We start from the raw sequence: 15,642 nt of genomic DNA, 5'->3' as shown, positions 1-15,642 counted from the left end.
TGTCCCGTGCGGGTGGAGTGCGGAATGGGGGCCTTGAAGCGAAACATGGCGACTCTAACAGTCGCTCGGTGAGCGACTGTCAGAGACCGCCATGTCCCATACGACTCGGTACGACTCAGCGCTCGGTGACCGAGCCGCCAGCCGCTTCGATCTTGCTCTTGGCCGACGCCGAGAACTTGTCGGCAGTCACCTGGACCGCGACGTCGATCTCGCCGTTGCCCAGGATCTTGACGGGCTGGCCCTTGCGGACCGCACCCTTGTCGACGAGTGCGGCGACGTCCACCGTGCCGCCCTCGGGGAAGAGCTCGCCGAGGCGGGTCAGGTTCACGACCTGGTACGCCACCTTGAACGGGCTCTTGAACCCACCCAGCTTCGGGAGGCGCATGTGGATCGGGACCTGGCCGCCCTCGAAGCCGACGGGCACCTGGTAGCGGGCACTCGTGCCCTTGGTGCCGCGGCCCGCGGTCTTGCCCTTGCTTCCCTCACCGCGACCCACACGGGTCTTCGCGGTCTTCGCGCCCGGTGCGGGGCGGAGGTGGTGCAGCTTGAGCGTCATGTCAGTTCCTCCCCTCAGTCCACATTCTTGACGTCGACGAGGTGAGGAACCGTTGCGATCATCCCGCGGATCTCGGGACGGTCCTCCTTGACGACGACGTCGCCGATGCGCTTGAGACCGAGCGTGCGCAAGGTCTGGCGCTGGTTGTTCGTACGCCCGATGCCCGAGCGCACCTGGGTCACCTGCAGCTTCGACATCATGCACCTGCCTGGGCCGGCGTCGACGGCTCACGCTCGGCCTTGAGCATCGCCGCCGGTGCGACGTGCTCGACCGGCAGGCCGCGGCGAGCCGCCACGTCCGCCGGGGACTCGAGCTCACGCAGCGCCTGAATGGTCGCGTGCACGATGTTGATGGCGTTCGACGAGCCGAGCGACTTGCTCAGCACGTCGTGGATGCCTGCGGCCTCGAGCACGGCGCGGACCGGACCACCGGCGATGACGCCGGTACCGGGAGCGGCCGGGCGCAGCATGACCACGCCGGCTGCCCGCTCACCCTGCACGGGGTGCGGGATGGTGCCCTGGATGCGCGGCACGCGGAAGAAGGACTTCTTTGCCTCCTCGACACCCTTCTGGATGGCGGTCGGCACCTCCTTCGCCTTGCCGTAGCCGACACCGACCATGCCGTCGCCGTCACCGACGACGACCAGGGCCGTGAAGCTGAACCGACGTCCGCCCTTGACGACCTTGGCCACGCGGTTGATGCCGACGACCTTCTCGATGTATGCGGTCTTGTCCGCCGAACCGCGATCGCGGCCCCGACGGTCCCCGCCGCCACTGCGGCGCTGGGCTCCGCTCATTCGACTGTCCTCTTCTCTCGTCTGGCTCAGAAGGCCAGGCCGCCCTCGCGGGCGCCCTCGGCCAGGGCGGAAACGCGCCCCTGGTACTTGTTTCCTGCGCGGTCGAACACGACCGCTTCGACCCCGGCGACCTTCGCGCGGTCGGCGATCAGCTCACCGACGCGACGGGCCTTGGCGGTCTTGTCTCCGTCGAGCGAGCGCAGCTCGGCCTCCATCGACGAGGCCGACGCAAGCGTACGGCCCTCCAGGTCGTTGACGACCTGAGCGACGATGTGACGGCTGGAGCGCGTGATCACCAGACGCGGACGATCCTGCGTCCCGGCGACCCGCTTGCGACCCCGCACCTGACGGCGACGACGACCAGCGACGCGCGCAGCCTCGTGCTTGCGGTGCTTGAGAGCGATAGCCATTACTTTCCAGCCTTCCCAGCCTTGCGGCGAACCTGCTCGCCGGCGTATCGCACGCCCTTGCCCTTGTAGGGCTCGGGCTTGCGCAGCTTGCGGATGTTGGCCGCAACCTCACCGACCTGCTGCTTGTCGATCCCGGTGATCGTGAGCTTCGTCGGCGACTCGACCGTGAAGGTCACGCCCTCCGGTGCCTGGAAGGCGACCGGGTGGCTGAAGCCGAGGTTGAGCTCGATCGCGGCCGGGCCCTTGGCCAGGACGCGGTATCCGACGCCGACGAGCTCGAGCTTCTTCTCGTAGCCCGTCGTGACGCCGATGACCATGTTGTTGATCAGGGTGCGTGTGAGGCCGTGGAGCGAGCGGTTCTGCCGCTCGTCGTTCGGACGCTCGACCGAGATCGCGCCGTCCTCAGCCTTGCTCGCGGTGATCGGTGCGGCCACCGTGTGCGCCAGCGTGCCCTTCGGGCCCTTGACCGTGACGACCTGCCCGTCGATCGCGATGTCGACACCGGAAGGAACCGTCACCGGCTGCTTGCCAATACGTGACATGTGTTTTCTCCTCCCGTCACCAGACGTAGGCGAGGACTTCGCCCCCGACGCCCTTGAACTTGGCCTGCTTGTCGGTCAGAAGGCCCTGGCTCGTGGAGATGATCGCCACGCCCAGTCCTCCGAGAACCTTCGGCAGGTTGGTCGACTTCGCGTAGACCCGCAGACCCGGCTTGCTGATGCGCCGGATGCCGGCGATCGCACGCTCGCGGTGCTGGCCGTACTTGAGGGTCACCGTGAGCGTCTTGCCCACGACGTCCCCGGTCGGCTCGGCCACGGAGAAGCCCGTGATGTAGCCCTCTTGCTTCAGGATCTCCGCGACGCCGGCCTTGAGCTTGCTGTAAGGCATGCTCACCTCGTCGTGGAACGCCTGGTTGCCGTTGCGGACACGCGTCAGCATGTCCGCGATCGGATCAGTCATCGTCATGAGTGTGTTTCCACTTTCCTGCCACGGTTTCCGCGCTGTCGGCGCGGACCTGCGGCGTTCAGGGTCGAGTCGGGATTACCAGCTGCTCTTCGTGATGCCCGGGAGCTCACCGCGGTGAGCCATGGTCCGCAGGCAGATCCGGCACAGGCCGAACTTGCGATAGACGGACTTCGGGCGTCCACAGCGCTGGCAGCGGGTGTAGGCGCGCACGGCGTACTTCGGCTTGCGCGCGGCCTTAACCTTCAGCGAGGTCTTCGCCATGGTCAGTTCTCCTTGAACGGGAAGCCGAGCTTGGTGAGGAGCGCGCGCCCCTCCTCGTCGTTGGTCGCCGAGGTGACGATGGTGATGTCCATGCCACGGGTCCGGTCGATCTTGTCCTGATCGATCTCGTGGAACATGACCTGCTCCGTGAGACCGAACGTGTAGTTGCCGCGTCCGTCGAACTGCTTGGGCGAGAGCCCGCGGAAGTCGCGGATACGCGGGAGGGCGATCGACAGCAGCCGATCGAGGAACTCCCACATGCGGTCGCCGCGCAGCGTGACGTGCGCACCGATCGGCATGCCCTCGCGCAGCTTGAACTGCGCGATGGACTTGCGGGCACGGGTGACCTGCGGCTTCTGGCCGGTGATCGCGGCCAGGTCGCGGATCGCGCCCTCGATCAGCTTGGAGTCACGAGCTGCCTCGCCGACGCCCATGTTGACGACGATCTTGGTCAGACCCGGGACCTGCATGACGTTCTCGAACGAGAACTCCTCGCGCAGCGCGGGGAGGATCTCCTCGCGGTAGCGCGTCTTCACGCGCGGGATGACCTTCTCTGTGGTCTCGGCGCTCATCAGATCTCCTCTCCGGTGCGCTTGGCGACGCGCACGCTGCGGTGCGCGCTGTAGGTGGAGCCGTCAGGGCGCTTCTTGGTGACCTCGTCGCGACGGTTGCCGATACGGGTGGTGACCTTCTCGCCGTCGACCTCGACCAGGAGCGCCACGTTGGACACGTGGATCGGAGCCTCCTTGGTCACGATCGAGCTGGTCGTGCCCGGCTGCAGCGCCTTCTGGTGCCGCTTGATCCGGTTCACGCCCTCGACGATCACGCGATCGACCTCGGGGAGCACGGCGATGACCTTGCCCTCGACGCCGCGGTCCTTGCCGGACAGCACGCGGACCTGGTCACCCTTCTTGATGCTCAGGCTCTTCTTCTTGGCAGTCATCACAGCACCTCCGGGGCAAGCGAGATGATGCGCATGAACCGCTTGTCGCGCAGCTCACGGCCCACGGGGCCGAAGATGCGCGTGCCACGGGGCTCACCATCATTCTTCAAGATGACTGCGGCGTTCTCGTCGAACCGGATGTAGGAGCCGTCCGGACGACGGCGCTCCTTCGCGGTGCGGACGACGACAGCCTTCACGACGTCGCCCTTCTTGACGTTCCCGCCCGGGATCGCGTCCTTGACGGTGGCGACGATGGTGTCGCCGATCCCTGCGTATCGACGACCGGAACCGCCGAGCACGCGGATGCACAAGATCTCCTTGGCACCGGTGTTGTCGGCGACCTTGAGTCGCGACTCCTGCTGGATCATCGGTTATCTCCTGTTGTCTCGCCGGTTCTCACGGGGTCTCCGCGAGCCTGACGGAACGAGTGGTTACTTGGCCTTCTCGAGGATCTCGACGAGGCGCCAACGCTTGGTCGACGACAGCGGACGGGTCTCTGCGACCAGTACGCGGTCGCCGATGCCAGCCTCGTTCGCCTCGTCGTGCGCCTTGAGCTTGCTCGTGCGGCGCATGACCTTGCCGTACAGAGCGTGCTTGACGTGGTCCTCGACGCTGACGACGACGGTCTTGTCCATCTTGTCGCTCACGACGAGGCCCTCGCGCACCTTGCGGCGGTTGCGCTCGCCTGCGGTGTTGTTGCTCATGCCTCTTCACTTTCGATGATGCCGAGCTCGCGCTCACGGACGACGGTGTAGATGCGCGCGATGTCCTTGCGCACCGTACGGAGCCGGGCGTTGTTCTCGAGCTGGCCGGTCGCGGCCTGGAAGCGCAGGTTGAACAGCTCTTCCTTGGCCTCGCCCAGCTTGTCGGCCAGGTCCTCGGCGCTCAGCGCGCGGAGGTCAGCGGTGGTGGTGGCGTTCGCCATCAGAGATCACCTGCCTCGCGGGTCACGATCTTGCACTTCATCGGGAGCTTGTGCATCGCACGTCGCAGCGCCTCACGGGCCACCGGCTCGGTCACGCCCGACAGCTCGAACATGACGCGGCCGGCCTTGACGTTGGCGATCCACCACTCCGGCGAACCCTTTCCGGAACCCATGCGGGTCTCGGCAGGCTTCTTGGTCAGCGGACGGTCGGGGTAGATGTTGATCCACACCTTGCCGCCACGCTTGATGTGACGGGTCATGGCGATACGAGCCGACTCGATCTGCCGGTTGGTCACGTAGTGACCCTCGATCGCCTGGATGCCGAAGTCACCGAACGCCAGCGACGTGCCGCCCTTGGCGGCGCCACGACGCTTGGGGTGGTGCTGCTTGCGGTGCTTGACCCTGCGCGGGATCAGCATGGTTCAGCTCTCCGTTCCGTTCGCTGCTTCCGCGGGAGCGGTAGCAGCCTCAGTGCTCGCGGGAGCCGGCTCTGCAGCCTGCTCCTGACGTGCGGGGCGCTCTGCGCGCTGTCCCTCACGCGCCGGGCGACGAGCGCCACCACGACCCGGACGCTGACGCCCACCGGGGGCGGCGGCGCGGGCAGCGGCCTGAGCCTCGCGCTCGGCACGGGTGCCGGCGACCTCGCCCTTGTAGATCCAGACCTTCACGCCGATGCGGCCGAAGGTCGTACGCGCCTCGTAGAAGCCGTAGTCGACGTCGGCACGGAGCGTGTGCAGGGGCACGCGGCCCTCGCGGTAGAACTCCGAGCGCGACATCTCCGCGCCGCCGAGACGGCCGGAGCACTGGATGCGGACACCCTTCGCACCGGCGCGCATGGTCGTCTGCAGTGCCTTGCGCATGGCGCGACGGAACTGCACACGGCCGGCGAGCTGCTCGGCAACACCCTGGGCGACCAGCTGCGCATCGAGCTCGGGGTTCTTGACCTCGAGGATGTTGAGCTGGATCTGCTTGCCCGTGAGCTTCTCGAGATCGCCGCGGATGCGGTCGGCCTCGGCGCCGCGGCGTCCGATCACGATGCCCGGACGCGCCGTGTGGATGTCCACGCGGACACGGTCACGAGTGCGCTCGATCTCGACCCGGCTGATGCCGGCGCGGTCCATGCCCTTGGTGAGCAGGCGACGGATCTTGATGTCCTCGCCGACGTAGCCCTTGTACAGCTTGTCGGCGTACCAGCGGCTCTTGTGGTCGGTGGAGATACCGAGACGGAAGCCGTGCGGGTTGATCTTCTGTCCCACTAGCGGTTCCCACCCTTCTTGTTGGCCTTGTGTGTTCGACTCAGCGCGGCGACAGCGTCACGAGGCTGCACGACGACGGTGATGTGGCTGGTGCGCTTGAGGATGCGGTTGGCCGCACCACGGGCGCGGGGGCGCCAGCGCTTCATCGTCGGGCCCTCGTCGACCCGGACGGCCGAGATGACCAGCGTCGAACGGTCGAGGCCTTCGGTGGTCTCGGCGTTCGCGACGGCGCTCGCGACCAGCTTGTAGACGTCCTGCGCCGCACCCTGCGGGGCGAACCGCAGCAGGGCCAGTGCATCGTCCACGTCGAGGCCGCGGACCATGTCGACGACCCGGCGCGCCTTCTGCGGCGTGACGCGGACGAAGCGTGCGACCGCGAAAGCACCGGGCTCGTCGCCGAGCAGGCTCTCGCGTCGGGCGCTGAGGCCCTTACGCTCCAATGTGCTCATCTGAACTCTTCCCTTGGTTGTCGCCCGCGTCAGCGGCGGCGGCTCTTTCGGTCGTCCTTGACGTGTCCGCGGAAGGTACGCGTCGGCGCGAACTCGCCCAGCTTGTGGCCGACCATCGCGTCGGTGACGAACACCGGGACGTGCTTGCGCCCGTCGTGGACGGCGATGGTGTGACCGATGAAGGACGGGAGAATCATGGAGCGACGCGACCACGTCTTGATGACGGTGTGCGTGTCGGCCTCGTTCTGAGTCTCGACCTTCTTCAGCAGGTGGCCGTCGACGAACGGTCCCTTCTTCAAACTGCGTGGCATGTCAGGCTCTTCCTCAGCGCTTTCCGGACTTGCGGCGACGGACGATCAGCTTGTCGCTGGGCTTCTTCTTGCGGGTACGGCCCTCAGGCTGGCCCCACGGCGACACCGGGTTGCGGCCACCCGAGGTCTTGCCCTCGCCACCACCGTGCGGGTGGTCGATCGGGTTCATCGCGACACCGCGGACGGTCGGGCGCTTGCCCTTCCAGCGGTTGCGGCCGGCCTTGCCCCAGTTGATGTTGGACTGCTCGGCGTTGCCGACCTCGCCGATGCTGGCGCGGCAGCGGACGTCGACGTAGCGCATCTCGCCCGAGGGGAGACGCAGCTGCGCGCGGTTGCCCTCACGGGCGACGAGCTGCACCTTGGCGCCGGCCGAGCGGCCCATCTTGGCGCCACCCCCGGGACGGAGCTCGATCGCGTGGATCGTGGTGCCGACCGGGATGTTGCGCAGCGGCAGGTTGTTGCCGGGCTTGATGTCGGCGCCGGGACCGGCCTCGACCGTCATGCCCTGCTTCAGACCCTCCGGCGCGATGATGTAGCGCTTCTCGCCGTCGATGTAGTGGAGCAGCGCGATGCGCGCGGTGCGGTTGGGGTCGTACTCGATGTGAGCGACCTTGGCCGGCACGCCGTCCTTGTCGTATCGCTTGAAGTCGATGATGCGGTAGGCACGCTTGTGACCGCCGCCCTGGTGCCGGGTGGTGATCCGGCCCTGGTTGTTGCGTCCGCCCTTCTTGGGCAGCGGACGCGTCAGCGACTTCTCGGGCGTCGTGCGCGTGATCTCACTGAAGTCGGCCACCGAGGAGCCGCGACGGCCCGGGGTGGTCGGCTTGTACTTACGGATTGCCATACGTACTCAGTCCTCGTTCGTTCAGGCGCCAGGCGCAGCGAAGATGTCGATGCTCTGACCCGGAGCGACGCTCACGATCGCGCGCTTGACATCGGCACGCTTGCCGGTGCCGTTGCGGGTACGACGCGTCTTGCCCTTGCGGTTCTGGGTGTTCACCGCGGTGACCGTGACGCCGAAGATCTTCTCCACGGCGATCTTGATCTCGGTCTTGTTGGCATCCGGACGGACGATGAACGTGTACTTGTTCTCGTCGAGCAGCCCGTAGCTCTTCTCGCTCACGACCGGCCCGAGCAGGATGTCGCGCGGGTCCTTGTGCAGCGTGCTCACTTGTCACCGTCCTTCGCGGTAGCGACCTCGCTCAGCTTGACGGTCTCGGCGTCCCCGTTGGAGCGGAGCGCGACGAAGGCGTCGAACGCGGCCTTGGTGAAGACCACGTCGTCGCTGAGCAGGACGTCGTACGTGTTGAGCTGGTCGAGCCCGATCAGGTGGGTGCCGGCGACGTTGCGCAGGCTCTTCACCGTGGTCTGGTCGGTGCTCTCCACCACGACCAGCACACGCGGACGTGCGGTGATCTCGCGGAGCGTCGCCAGAGCGGCCCTCGTCGACGGCGCCTCGCCGCCCACGAGCGACTCGACGACGTGCAGACGGCCGTTGCGTGCCCGGTCGGAGAGGGCGCCACGGAGAGCGGCTGCCTTCATCTTCTTGGGGGTGCGCTGGTCGTAGCTGCGCGGCGTCGGTCCGTGGACCACGCCACCACCGGTGAACTGAGGTGCGCGGATCGAGCCCTGACGGGCGCGGCCGGTGCCCTTCTGGCGGTACGGCTTCCTGCCGCCGCCGGACACCTCGCCACGCGACTTGGTGTCGTGGGTGCCCTGGCGCGCTGCTGCGAGCTGGGCGACGACCACCTGGTGGATCAGGGGGATGTTGACCTGGACGTCGAAGATGTCCCGGGGGAGATCGACGTCGATGACGTTGGCGGTCACTTGACGGCTCCCTTCTTGGCGCCGGTGCGGATCATGACGATGCCGCCCTTGGGGCCGGGAACCGCACCCTTGATGAGGATGAGGCCCTTGTCGGCGTCGATGGCGTGCACCGTGAGGCTCTGCGCCGTGACACGGTCGGTGCCCATGTGGCCTGCCATGCGCAGACCCTTGAACACGCGACCCGGCGTGGCGCAGCCGCCGATCGATCCCGGCTTGCGGTGGTTGCGGTGGGCACCGTGCGAGGCGCCGACACCGTGGAAGCCGTGGCGCTTCATGACGCCCGCGAAGCCCTTGCCCTTGCTGGTGCCCGTCACGTCGACGAAGTCACCGGCGGCGAAGATCTCAGGGGTGACTGCCTGCCCGACCTGGTAGTCCCCGATCGCCTCGGTGCGGATCTCCGCGAGGTGACGGCGGGGCGTGACGCTGGCCTTGTCGAAGTGACCGGCCTGCGGCTTGTTCACCTTGCGCGGGTCGATCTCGCCGAAGCCGATCTGGACGGCGCTGTAGCCGTCGGTCTCGGCGGTGCGGATCTGCGTGACGACGTTGGTGTCGGCAGCGATCACGGTGACCGGAACCACGCGGTTGTTCTCGTCCCACGTCTGGGTCATCCCGAGCTTGCGCCCGAGCAGCCCGACGGGTGCCTTCTGGTTGCTCATCAGCGATCGTTCCTCAGAGCTTGATCTCGATGTCGACGCCCGCAGGAAGGTCGAGGCGCATCAGCGAGTCGACGGTCTTCGGCGTGGGGTCGATGATGTCGATGAGGCGCTTGTGGGTGCGCATCTCGAAGTGTTCGCGGCTGTCCTTGTACTTGTGCGGCGAACGAATGACGCAGTAGACGTTCTTTTCCGTCGGCAGAGGCACCGGGCCAGCGACCGTGGCACCCGTACGCGTGACGGTGTCCACGATCTTGCGCGCCGAGGTGTCAATCACCTCGTGGTCATAGGCCTTGAGCCTGATGCGGATCTTCTGTCCCGCCATGCTCTCGCTTCGTCCTTCTCTTCGTACTGCCTCGGACTCTCCACCCCGGGATCGAGGAAGAGCGCTGCTCCCCTCCGACCCCCGAGGTCGGGCGTGTCGCGGGCTGTAGCGCGCGCGAGTCTTCACACCTCTGGAGTTGGATGGTTGGGCCCCGGACGCCGCCCACCCCGTGCGGGATGTGCCTGCTCTTCCTCGGACCAGGCGCACCAGCGCCGTTCACACCGGAGTGGAACGGCAAGGCGCGCCGAAGCAACTTTCCAAGTCTGACAGACACCACCCCTGATTGCCAAATCGGAGCAGGATCCGTCGCACTTGGACCAACTCTCACGGTAGCGAACACAACCAAACGGTCTGCCGTCGGGCGTCGCCGGCGGCCTCTGCCGTACGGGCTCGGCCGCGCGCTGTCAGCGGTGCGTGTGCTGCTCCGTGGCCGCATGGCCGGCCGACTCCAGCTGGAAGGTGGAGTGGTCCACGTCGAAGTGGTCGGAGAGACACCCCCGCAGCTCGTCGAGCACCCCGTGCCCCGCGTCGTGCTCGAGGACCTCGTCGGCGACCACGACGTGGGCCGACATGACCGGCATCCCCGAGGTGATCGTCCAGACGTGCAGGTCGTGGACGTCGAGGACCCCCCGAGCCTCCCGCATGTGGGCCCTGAGGTCGTCGAGGTCGAAGTCGCGCGGCGTCGACTCCAGGAGGACGTCGGCGACCTCGCGCAGCAGCCCGACGGCGCGCGGGAGGATCAGCGCGGCGATCGCCAACGAGGCGATCGGGTCGGCGGCGTCCCAGCCGGTCACCATGATCACGACGGCCGCCACGATCACCGCCACGGAGCCGACCGCGTCGCCGAGGACCTCCAGGTAGGCGCCCTTGACGTTGAGACTCTCCTGGGAGCCCTTGCGCAGCAGGAGGAGCCCGACCACGTTCACCGCGAGCCCGAGCACGCCCGCCGCCAGCATCCACGGCGAGTCGACATGGGGAGCGTCGTCCAGGCGGCGTACGGCCGAGACCACGACGACCGCGCACAGCGCCAGCAGCACCAGGCCGTTGACGCCCGCGGCGAGGATCTCCGAGCGGTGGTTGCCGAACGTCCGACGCGGGCTGCCGGCACGTTGCGCGACCGTCACGGCAGCGAGGGCCATCGCGAGCCCGAAGGTGTCGCTGAGCATGTGGCCGGCGTCGGCCAGCAGGGCCAGGCTCCCGGTCAGGAGAGCGGCCACGACCTCGACGACGAGGACCAGCACGGTGAGGCCCAGCACGAACGCCAGACGCGGACGGTGCTGGGCGGACGGCGTGCCGTGCGCATGGTCGTGTCCCACGCCCTCACGATACGTCGCCCGGTCCGTGGCGCGCCGTGACGCACGCCATGGGCAGAGAACAGACGACGAGGCCCCGTCCAGCTCGTCGAGCTGGGCGGGGCCTCGTCCAGAGACCGTCCCGGGGTTGCCCCGGGCTCAGATCACTTGTTGATCTTGGTGACGCGACCTGCGCCGACCGTACGACCACCCTCGCGGATCGCGAAGCGGAGACCGTCCTCCATCGCGATCGGCTGGATCAGCTGCACCGACATCTCGGTGTTGTCGCCCGGCATGACCATCTCGGTGCCCTCAGGCAGCGTGACGACGCCGGTGACGTCCGTGGTGCGGAAGTAGAACTGCGGGCGGTAGTTGTTGAAGAACGGCGTGTGACGGCCGCCCTCCTCCTTGCTCAGGATGTAGACCTGCGCCTCGAACTCCGTGTGGGGAGTCGTGGTGCCCGGAGCGATGACGACCATGCCGCGCTCGACGTCCTCGCGCTTCGTGCCACGAAGCAGGAGGCCGACGTTCTCGCCCGCCTGGCCCTCGTCGAGAAGCTTGCGGAACATCTCGATGCCCGTGACCGTGGAGGTCTGCTTCGTCTCGCGGATGCCGACGATGTCGACGGTGTCGTTGAGCTTGACGATGCCGCGCTCGATACGACCCGTGATGACGGTGCCACGACCGGTGATCGTGAAGACGTCCTCGACCGGCATGAGGAACGGCTTGTCCGTCTCACGCTCCGGCTGGGGGATGTACTCGTCGACAGCGTTCATGAGCTCGATGATCGACTCGCCCCACTTGGCGTCGCCGTTGAGCGCCGGGAAGGCCGCAACGCGGACGACCGGTGCGTTGTCACCGTCGAACTCCTGCTCGCTGAGCAGCTCGCGGACCTCGAGCTCGACGAGCTCGATGAGCTCCTCGTCGTCGACCATGTCGCACTTGTTGAGCGCCACGACCATCGCCGGCACGCCGACCTGGCGCGCGAGCAGGACGTGCTCACGCGTCTGGGGCATCGGGCCGTCGGTGGCGGCGACCACGAGGATCGCGCCGTCCATCTGTGCCGCACCCGTGATCATGTTCTTCACGTAGTCGGCGTGACCCGGGCAGTCGACGTGCGCGTAGTGACGGTTCTCGGTCTGGTACTCAACGTGAGCGATCGAGATCGTGATACCGCGCTGGCGCTCCTCAGGAGCCTTGTCGATCTGATCGAAGGCCGAGGCCTCGTTCAGGTCCGGGTACTTGTCATGCAGCACCTTGGTAATCGCCGCCGTGAGCGTCGTCTTACCGTGGTCGATGTGACCGATGGTGCCGATGTTCATGTGCGGCTTAGTCCGCTCGAACTTCGCCTTAGCCACTGAGGCTCCTCCTCGATTGAATGATGCTTTTGCGCCGTGCGGTTGAGCTGATCGAAGCCTAGGTCAGGCCCGCGATCACTCGCCCCTGGCCTTCTTGATGATCTCTTCTGCGACGTTCTTGGGAACCTCGGCGTAGGAGTCGAACTCCATGGAGTACGACGCCTGCCCCGACGTCTTCGACCGGAGGTCTCCGACGTACCCGAACATCTCGGAGAGCGGAACGAGTGCGTCCACGACCCGGTCACCGGAACGTTCCGACATCTGCTGGATCTGGCCACGGCGAGAGTTGATGTCGCCGATGACCTCGCCCAGGTAGGACTCAGGGGTGGTGACCTCGACCTTGAACATCGGCTCGAGGAGCACCGGGTCTGCCTTGCGTGCCGCTTCCTTGAACGCCATGGAACCGGCGATCTTGAAGGCGAGCTCGGACGAGTCGACGTCGTGGTACTGACCGTCGGTCAGCGTCACCTTGACGTCGACCATGGGGTAGCCGGCGAGCACGCCGAACTCCATGGCTTCCTGCGCGCCCTCGTCGACGGCGGGGATGTACTCCCGCGGGACGCGCCCACCGGTGATCTCGTTCGAGAACTCGTAGCCGCCCTCTCCACCAGCCAACGGGCCCGTGGGCTCGATGCTGATGAGGACCTTGGCGAACTGACCCGAACCACCGGTCTGCTTCTTGTGGGTGTACGAGACCTTCTCGACCTTGCGCTTGATGGTCTCGCGGTACGCGACCTGCGGCTTGCCGACGTTGGCCTCGACGCGGAACTCGCGCTTCATGCGGTCCACGAGGATGTCGAGGTGCAGCTCGCCCATGCCGGCGATGATGGTCTGCCCCGTCTCCTCGTCGGTGTGGACCGTGAACGTCGGGTCCTCCTCGGCGAGACGCTGGATCGCGACGCCGAGCTTCTCCTGGTCGCTCTTGGTCTTCGGCTCGATGGCGACCTGGATCACCGGAGCCGGGAAGGTCATCGACTCGAGCACGATCGGGTTGCTCGGCTCGGAGAGCGTCTCGCCCGTGGTGGTGTCCTTCAGACCCATCACGGCGACGATCTGGCCGGCGCCGACCGACGCGATCTCCTCACGCTTGTTGGCGTGCATCTGGTAGATCTTGCCGATCCGCTCCTTGCGGCCCTTGACGGAGTTGAGCACCTGCGTGCCCGCCGTCAGGCGACCGGAGTAGAGACGGATGTAGGTCAGCTTGCCGAGGTGGGGGTCGGCCGCGATCTTGAACGCGAGGGCCGAGAAGGGCTCCTCCTCGGTCGGCTGGCGCGTGAGCTCGGTCTCCTCGTCGCCGGCCTTGTGGCCCGCCACGGAGCCGACGTCGACCGGCGAGGGGAGGTAGTCGACGACCGCGTCGAGCAGGGGCTGGACGCCCTTGTTCTTGAACGCGGTGCCGCACAGGACCGGGACGATCTTGTCGGCCAGCGTGGCGCGACGGATCGCCGCCTTCAGCGTGTCGACGTCGATGTCCTCGCCCTCGAGGTACATCTCCATCAGGTCGTCGTCAGCGGTCGCGACCGTGTCGAGCAGCTTCTCGCGGTACTCGGCGGCCTTGTCGGCGAGCTCGGCCGGGATCTCCTCGACCGTGTAGTCCTCACCGATCTCGGTCTCGCCGCGCCACGTGAGCGCACGCATGCCGACGAGGTCGACGACGCCCAGGAAGTCGGCCTCGGCGCCGATCGGGAGCTGCAGCACCGCCGGGTTGGCGTTGAGGCGCTCGACGATCGTGTCGACGCAGTAGAAGAAATCTGCGCCGGTGCGGTCGAGCTTGTTGACGAAGCACATCCGCGGCACGTGGTACTTGTTGGCCTGACGCCAGACGGTCTGCGACTGCGGCTCCACGCCGGCGACGCCGTCGAAGACCGCGACCGCGCCGTCGAGGACGCGCAGGGACCGCTCCACCTCGACGGTGAAGTCGACGTGACCGGGGGTGTCGATGATGTTGATCTGGTGGTTCTTCCACCAGCAGGTCGTCGCGGCCGACGTGATCGTGATGCCGCGCTCCTGCTCCTGCTCCATCCAGTCCATCGTGGCTGCGCCCTCGTGGACCTCACCGATCTTGTACGTGATGCCGGTGTAGAAGAGGATGCGCTCGGTCGTCGTCGTCTTGCCCGCGTCGATGTGCGCCATGATGCCGATGTTGCGCACCGTGGCGAGGTTGGTGGTGATGTCTACGGCCACCTTGGCTGACTTCCCTTGCTGTCGTGAGTCGATTCCGGAGATGGGTGCCGCCGGCCCGTGACGGGCCTACGGCACGCCGTCACCAGCGGTAGTGGGCGAAGGCCTTGTTGGCCTCGGCCATCTTGTGCGTGTCCTCACGCTTCTTGACTGCGCCGCCCAGACCGTTCGAGGCGTCGAGCAGCTCGTTCATCAGGCGCTCGGCCATGGTCTTCTCGCGACGCTCGCTGGCGAACCGGACGAGCCAGCGAAGAGCGAGGGTGTTGGCGCGTGAGGCGCGGACCTCGATCGGGACCTGGTAGGTCGCACCGCCGACACGGCGGGACTTGACCTCGAGGGTCGGCTTGACGTTGTCGAGCGCGCGCTTCAGCGTGATGACCGGGTCGGTGCCGGACTTCTCACGCGAGCCTTCGAGCGCGCTGTAGACGATGCGCTGGGCGACCTGCTTCTTGCCGTCCTCGAGGACCTTGTTGATCAGCTGCGTGACCAGGGGGCTCGAGTAGACCGGATCGGCCTCGGTGGGACGCTTCGGTGCTGGACCCTTGCGCGGCATCAGCTCTTCTCCTTCTTCGCGCCGTAGCGGCTGCGAGCCTGCTTGCGGCTCTTGACACCCTGGGTGTCCAGCGCGCCGCGGATGATCTTGTATCGCACACCCGGGAGGTCCTTCACACGGCCACCGCGAACGAGCACGATCGAGTGCTCCTGCAGGTTGTGACCCTCACCGGGAATGTAGGCCGTGACCTCGATGCCGCTGCTCAGCCGGACGCGAGCAACCTTGCGCAGCGCAGAGTTCGGCTTCTTCGGCGTCGTCGTGTACACGCGGGTGCACACTCCGCGACGCTGGGGCGAACCCTTCAGGGCGGGCGTCTTGGTCTTCGCCACCTTGTCCTGACGGCCCTTGCGGACCAACTGCTGGATCGTTGGCACTACATGCTTCTTTCTTCTGTCCGGCTCTGTCTCTGTAGCTCTCTTCGTCCCCGCCGCAGGCGTCGTCCGGCGGCGCGCTCGGGGCGTGCCGCCACCGCGTCGTGCGATGGTAGGTGTTGCTGCTCGCGGTCCTGCACCTCGTCCGCACGGCCCGGCTGCGAGGCCAGGTCGCGCGACTCGACCGACGGTGCGGCGACACGCGAATC

26 protein-coding genes are annotated in these 15,642 nt (G+C 67.0%); all 26 read right to left on the bottom strand.

From position 1 onward, the window contains the following. Positions 1 to 115 precede the first annotated feature (115 nt). On the bottom strand, positions 116 to 556 hold the full coding sequence (gene rplO / locus KV097_RS01955) for a 50S ribosomal protein L15 (RefSeq protein WP_220342049.1): 441 nt from the start codon (positions 554 to 556) through the stop codon (positions 116 to 118). Between the two features lie 14 nt (positions 557 to 570). Next, complete coding sequence (gene rpmD, locus KV097_RS01950; protein WP_220342050.1) at positions 571 to 753, bottom strand: 50S ribosomal protein L30; 183 nt, start codon at positions 751 to 753, stop codon at positions 571 to 573. Continuing rightward, positions 753 to 1,352: a 30S ribosomal protein S5 gene (rpsE, locus tag KV097_RS01945; RefSeq protein ID WP_220342051.1), complete on the bottom strand. Its 600-nt coding sequence runs from the start codon at positions 1,350 to 1,352 to the stop codon at positions 753 to 755. The genes rpmD and rpsE overlap by 1 nt, the downstream gene beginning before the upstream one ends. A 26-nt stretch (positions 1,353 to 1,378) precedes the next feature. Further along, positions 1,379 to 1,762: a 50S ribosomal protein L18 gene (rplR, locus tag KV097_RS01940; RefSeq protein WP_220342052.1), complete on the bottom strand. Its 384-nt coding sequence runs from the start codon at positions 1,760 to 1,762 to the stop codon at positions 1,379 to 1,381. Next, positions 1,762 to 2,304, bottom strand: coding sequence for a 50S ribosomal protein L6 (gene rplF, locus KV097_RS01935; RefSeq protein ID WP_220342053.1), 543 nt, complete (start codon positions 2,302 to 2,304; stop codon positions 1,762 to 1,764). The genes rplR and rplF overlap by 1 nt, the downstream gene beginning before the upstream one ends. 16 nt (positions 2,305 to 2,320) lie before the next feature. Continuing rightward, positions 2,321 to 2,728, bottom strand: a complete 408-nt coding sequence (gene rpsH / locus KV097_RS01930) for a 30S ribosomal protein S8 (RefSeq protein ID WP_220342054.1) — start codon at positions 2,726 to 2,728, stop codon at positions 2,321 to 2,323. A 75-nt stretch (positions 2,729 to 2,803) separates the two neighbouring features. Further along, positions 2,804 to 2,989 (bottom strand): type Z 30S ribosomal protein S14, encoded by a 186-nt coding sequence (locus KV097_RS01925; protein WP_220342055.1) that lies wholly within the window; start codon positions 2,987 to 2,989, stop codon positions 2,804 to 2,806. A 2-nt stretch (positions 2,990 to 2,991) separates the two neighbouring features. Then, positions 2,992 to 3,561 (bottom strand): 50S ribosomal protein L5, encoded by a 570-nt coding sequence (gene rplE, locus KV097_RS01920; RefSeq protein WP_220342056.1) that lies wholly within the window; start codon positions 3,559 to 3,561, stop codon positions 2,992 to 2,994. After that, a complete protein-coding gene (rplX, locus tag KV097_RS01915) occupies positions 3,561 to 3,932 on the bottom strand; it encodes a 50S ribosomal protein L24 (protein WP_220342057.1) in 372 nt (123 codons plus the stop codon). The genes rplE and rplX overlap by 1 nt, the downstream gene beginning before the upstream one ends. Next, complete coding sequence (gene rplN / locus KV097_RS01910; protein ID WP_139087795.1) at positions 3,932 to 4,300, bottom strand: 50S ribosomal protein L14; 369 nt, start codon at positions 4,298 to 4,300, stop codon at positions 3,932 to 3,934. The genes rplX and rplN overlap by 1 nt, the downstream gene beginning before the upstream one ends. A 63-nt stretch (positions 4,301 to 4,363) precedes the next feature. Next, the gene (gene rpsQ / locus KV097_RS01905) at positions 4,364 to 4,636 is read right to left on the bottom strand and encodes a 30S ribosomal protein S17 (RefSeq protein ID WP_220342058.1); all 273 of its coding nucleotides are present in this window, start codon (positions 4,634 to 4,636) and stop codon (positions 4,364 to 4,366) included. Continuing rightward, positions 4,633 to 4,857 carry a 50S ribosomal protein L29 gene (gene rpmC / locus KV097_RS01900; RefSeq protein ID WP_220342059.1) on the bottom strand — a complete coding sequence of 75 codons (225 nt, stop codon included), beginning with the start codon at positions 4,855 to 4,857 and terminating at the stop codon, positions 4,633 to 4,635. The genes rpsQ and rpmC overlap by 4 nt, the downstream gene beginning before the upstream one ends. Continuing rightward, positions 4,857 to 5,276 carry a 50S ribosomal protein L16 gene (rplP, locus tag KV097_RS01895; RefSeq protein WP_220342060.1) on the bottom strand — a complete coding sequence of 140 codons (420 nt, stop codon included), beginning with the start codon at positions 5,274 to 5,276 and terminating at the stop codon, positions 4,857 to 4,859. The genes rpmC and rplP overlap by 1 nt, the downstream gene beginning before the upstream one ends. A gap of 3 nt (positions 5,277 to 5,279) precedes the next feature. Then, positions 5,280 to 6,113 (bottom strand): 30S ribosomal protein S3, encoded by an 834-nt coding sequence (gene rpsC, locus KV097_RS01890; protein WP_220342061.1) that lies wholly within the window; start codon positions 6,111 to 6,113, stop codon positions 5,280 to 5,282. After that, a complete protein-coding gene (gene rplV / locus KV097_RS01885) occupies positions 6,113 to 6,562 on the bottom strand; it encodes a 50S ribosomal protein L22 (RefSeq protein WP_220342062.1) in 450 nt (149 codons plus the stop codon). The genes rpsC and rplV overlap by 1 nt, the downstream gene beginning before the upstream one ends. Positions 6,563 to 6,591: 29 nt before the next feature. After that, positions 6,592 to 6,873, bottom strand: coding sequence for a 30S ribosomal protein S19 (gene rpsS / locus KV097_RS01880; protein WP_139087789.1), 282 nt, complete (start codon positions 6,871 to 6,873; stop codon positions 6,592 to 6,594). A gap of 13 nt (positions 6,874 to 6,886) precedes the next feature. After that, positions 6,887 to 7,717 carry a 50S ribosomal protein L2 gene (gene rplB, locus KV097_RS01875; RefSeq protein ID WP_220342063.1) on the bottom strand — a complete coding sequence of 277 codons (831 nt, stop codon included), beginning with the start codon at positions 7,715 to 7,717 and terminating at the stop codon, positions 6,887 to 6,889. A 21-nt stretch (positions 7,718 to 7,738) separates the two neighbouring features. Continuing rightward, on the bottom strand, positions 7,739 to 8,044 hold the full coding sequence (gene rplW, locus KV097_RS01870; RefSeq protein ID WP_220342064.1) for a 50S ribosomal protein L23: 306 nt from the start codon (positions 8,042 to 8,044) through the stop codon (positions 7,739 to 7,741). Next, the gene (gene rplD, locus KV097_RS01865) at positions 8,041 to 8,700 is read right to left on the bottom strand and encodes a 50S ribosomal protein L4 (protein ID WP_220342065.1); all 660 of its coding nucleotides are present in this window, start codon (positions 8,698 to 8,700) and stop codon (positions 8,041 to 8,043) included. Before rplD ends, rplW begins: the two co-directional genes overlap by 4 nt. Beyond that, a complete protein-coding gene (gene rplC / locus KV097_RS01860; RefSeq protein WP_220342066.1) occupies positions 8,697 to 9,356 on the bottom strand; it encodes a 50S ribosomal protein L3 in 660 nt (219 codons plus the stop codon). The genes rplD and rplC overlap by 4 nt, the downstream gene beginning before the upstream one ends. A gap of 13 nt (positions 9,357 to 9,369) precedes the next feature. Further along, positions 9,370 to 9,678 (bottom strand): 30S ribosomal protein S10, encoded by a 309-nt coding sequence (gene rpsJ, locus KV097_RS01855; protein ID WP_039345402.1) that lies wholly within the window; start codon positions 9,676 to 9,678, stop codon positions 9,370 to 9,372. Between the two features lie 404 nt (positions 9,679 to 10,082). Then, entirely contained in the window at positions 10,083 to 10,994 is a 912-nt protein-coding gene (locus KV097_RS01850) for a cation diffusion facilitator family transporter (RefSeq protein ID WP_220342067.1), read from the bottom strand. A 140-nt stretch (positions 10,995 to 11,134) separates the two neighbouring features. Beyond that, entirely contained in the window at positions 11,135 to 12,328 is a 1,194-nt protein-coding gene (gene tuf, locus KV097_RS01845; protein ID WP_220342068.1) for an elongation factor Tu, read from the bottom strand. A 75-nt stretch (positions 12,329 to 12,403) separates the two neighbouring features. Next, positions 12,404 to 14,512: an elongation factor G gene (gene fusA, locus KV097_RS01840; RefSeq protein ID WP_220342069.1), complete on the bottom strand. Its 2,109-nt coding sequence runs from the start codon at positions 14,510 to 14,512 to the stop codon at positions 12,404 to 12,406. Positions 14,513 to 14,591: 79 nt separating this feature from the next. Next, the gene (rpsG, locus tag KV097_RS01835) at positions 14,592 to 15,062 is read right to left on the bottom strand and encodes a 30S ribosomal protein S7 (protein ID WP_220342070.1); all 471 of its coding nucleotides are present in this window, start codon (positions 15,060 to 15,062) and stop codon (positions 14,592 to 14,594) included. Beyond that, entirely contained in the window at positions 15,062 to 15,436 is a 375-nt protein-coding gene (gene rpsL, locus KV097_RS01830) for a 30S ribosomal protein S12 (RefSeq protein ID WP_139087780.1), read from the bottom strand. The genes rpsG and rpsL overlap by 1 nt, the downstream gene beginning before the upstream one ends. Positions 15,437 to 15,642 lie beyond the last annotated feature (206 nt).

Origin of the sequence: Mumia sp. zg.B17 (genome assembly GCF_019550915.1) — a bacterium.
GTDB lineage: Bacteria > Actinomycetota > Actinomycetes > Propionibacteriales > Nocardioidaceae > Mumia.
Note: the sequence above shows the minus strand (reverse complement) of the source record. Positions and strands in the feature narration are given on the sequence as shown.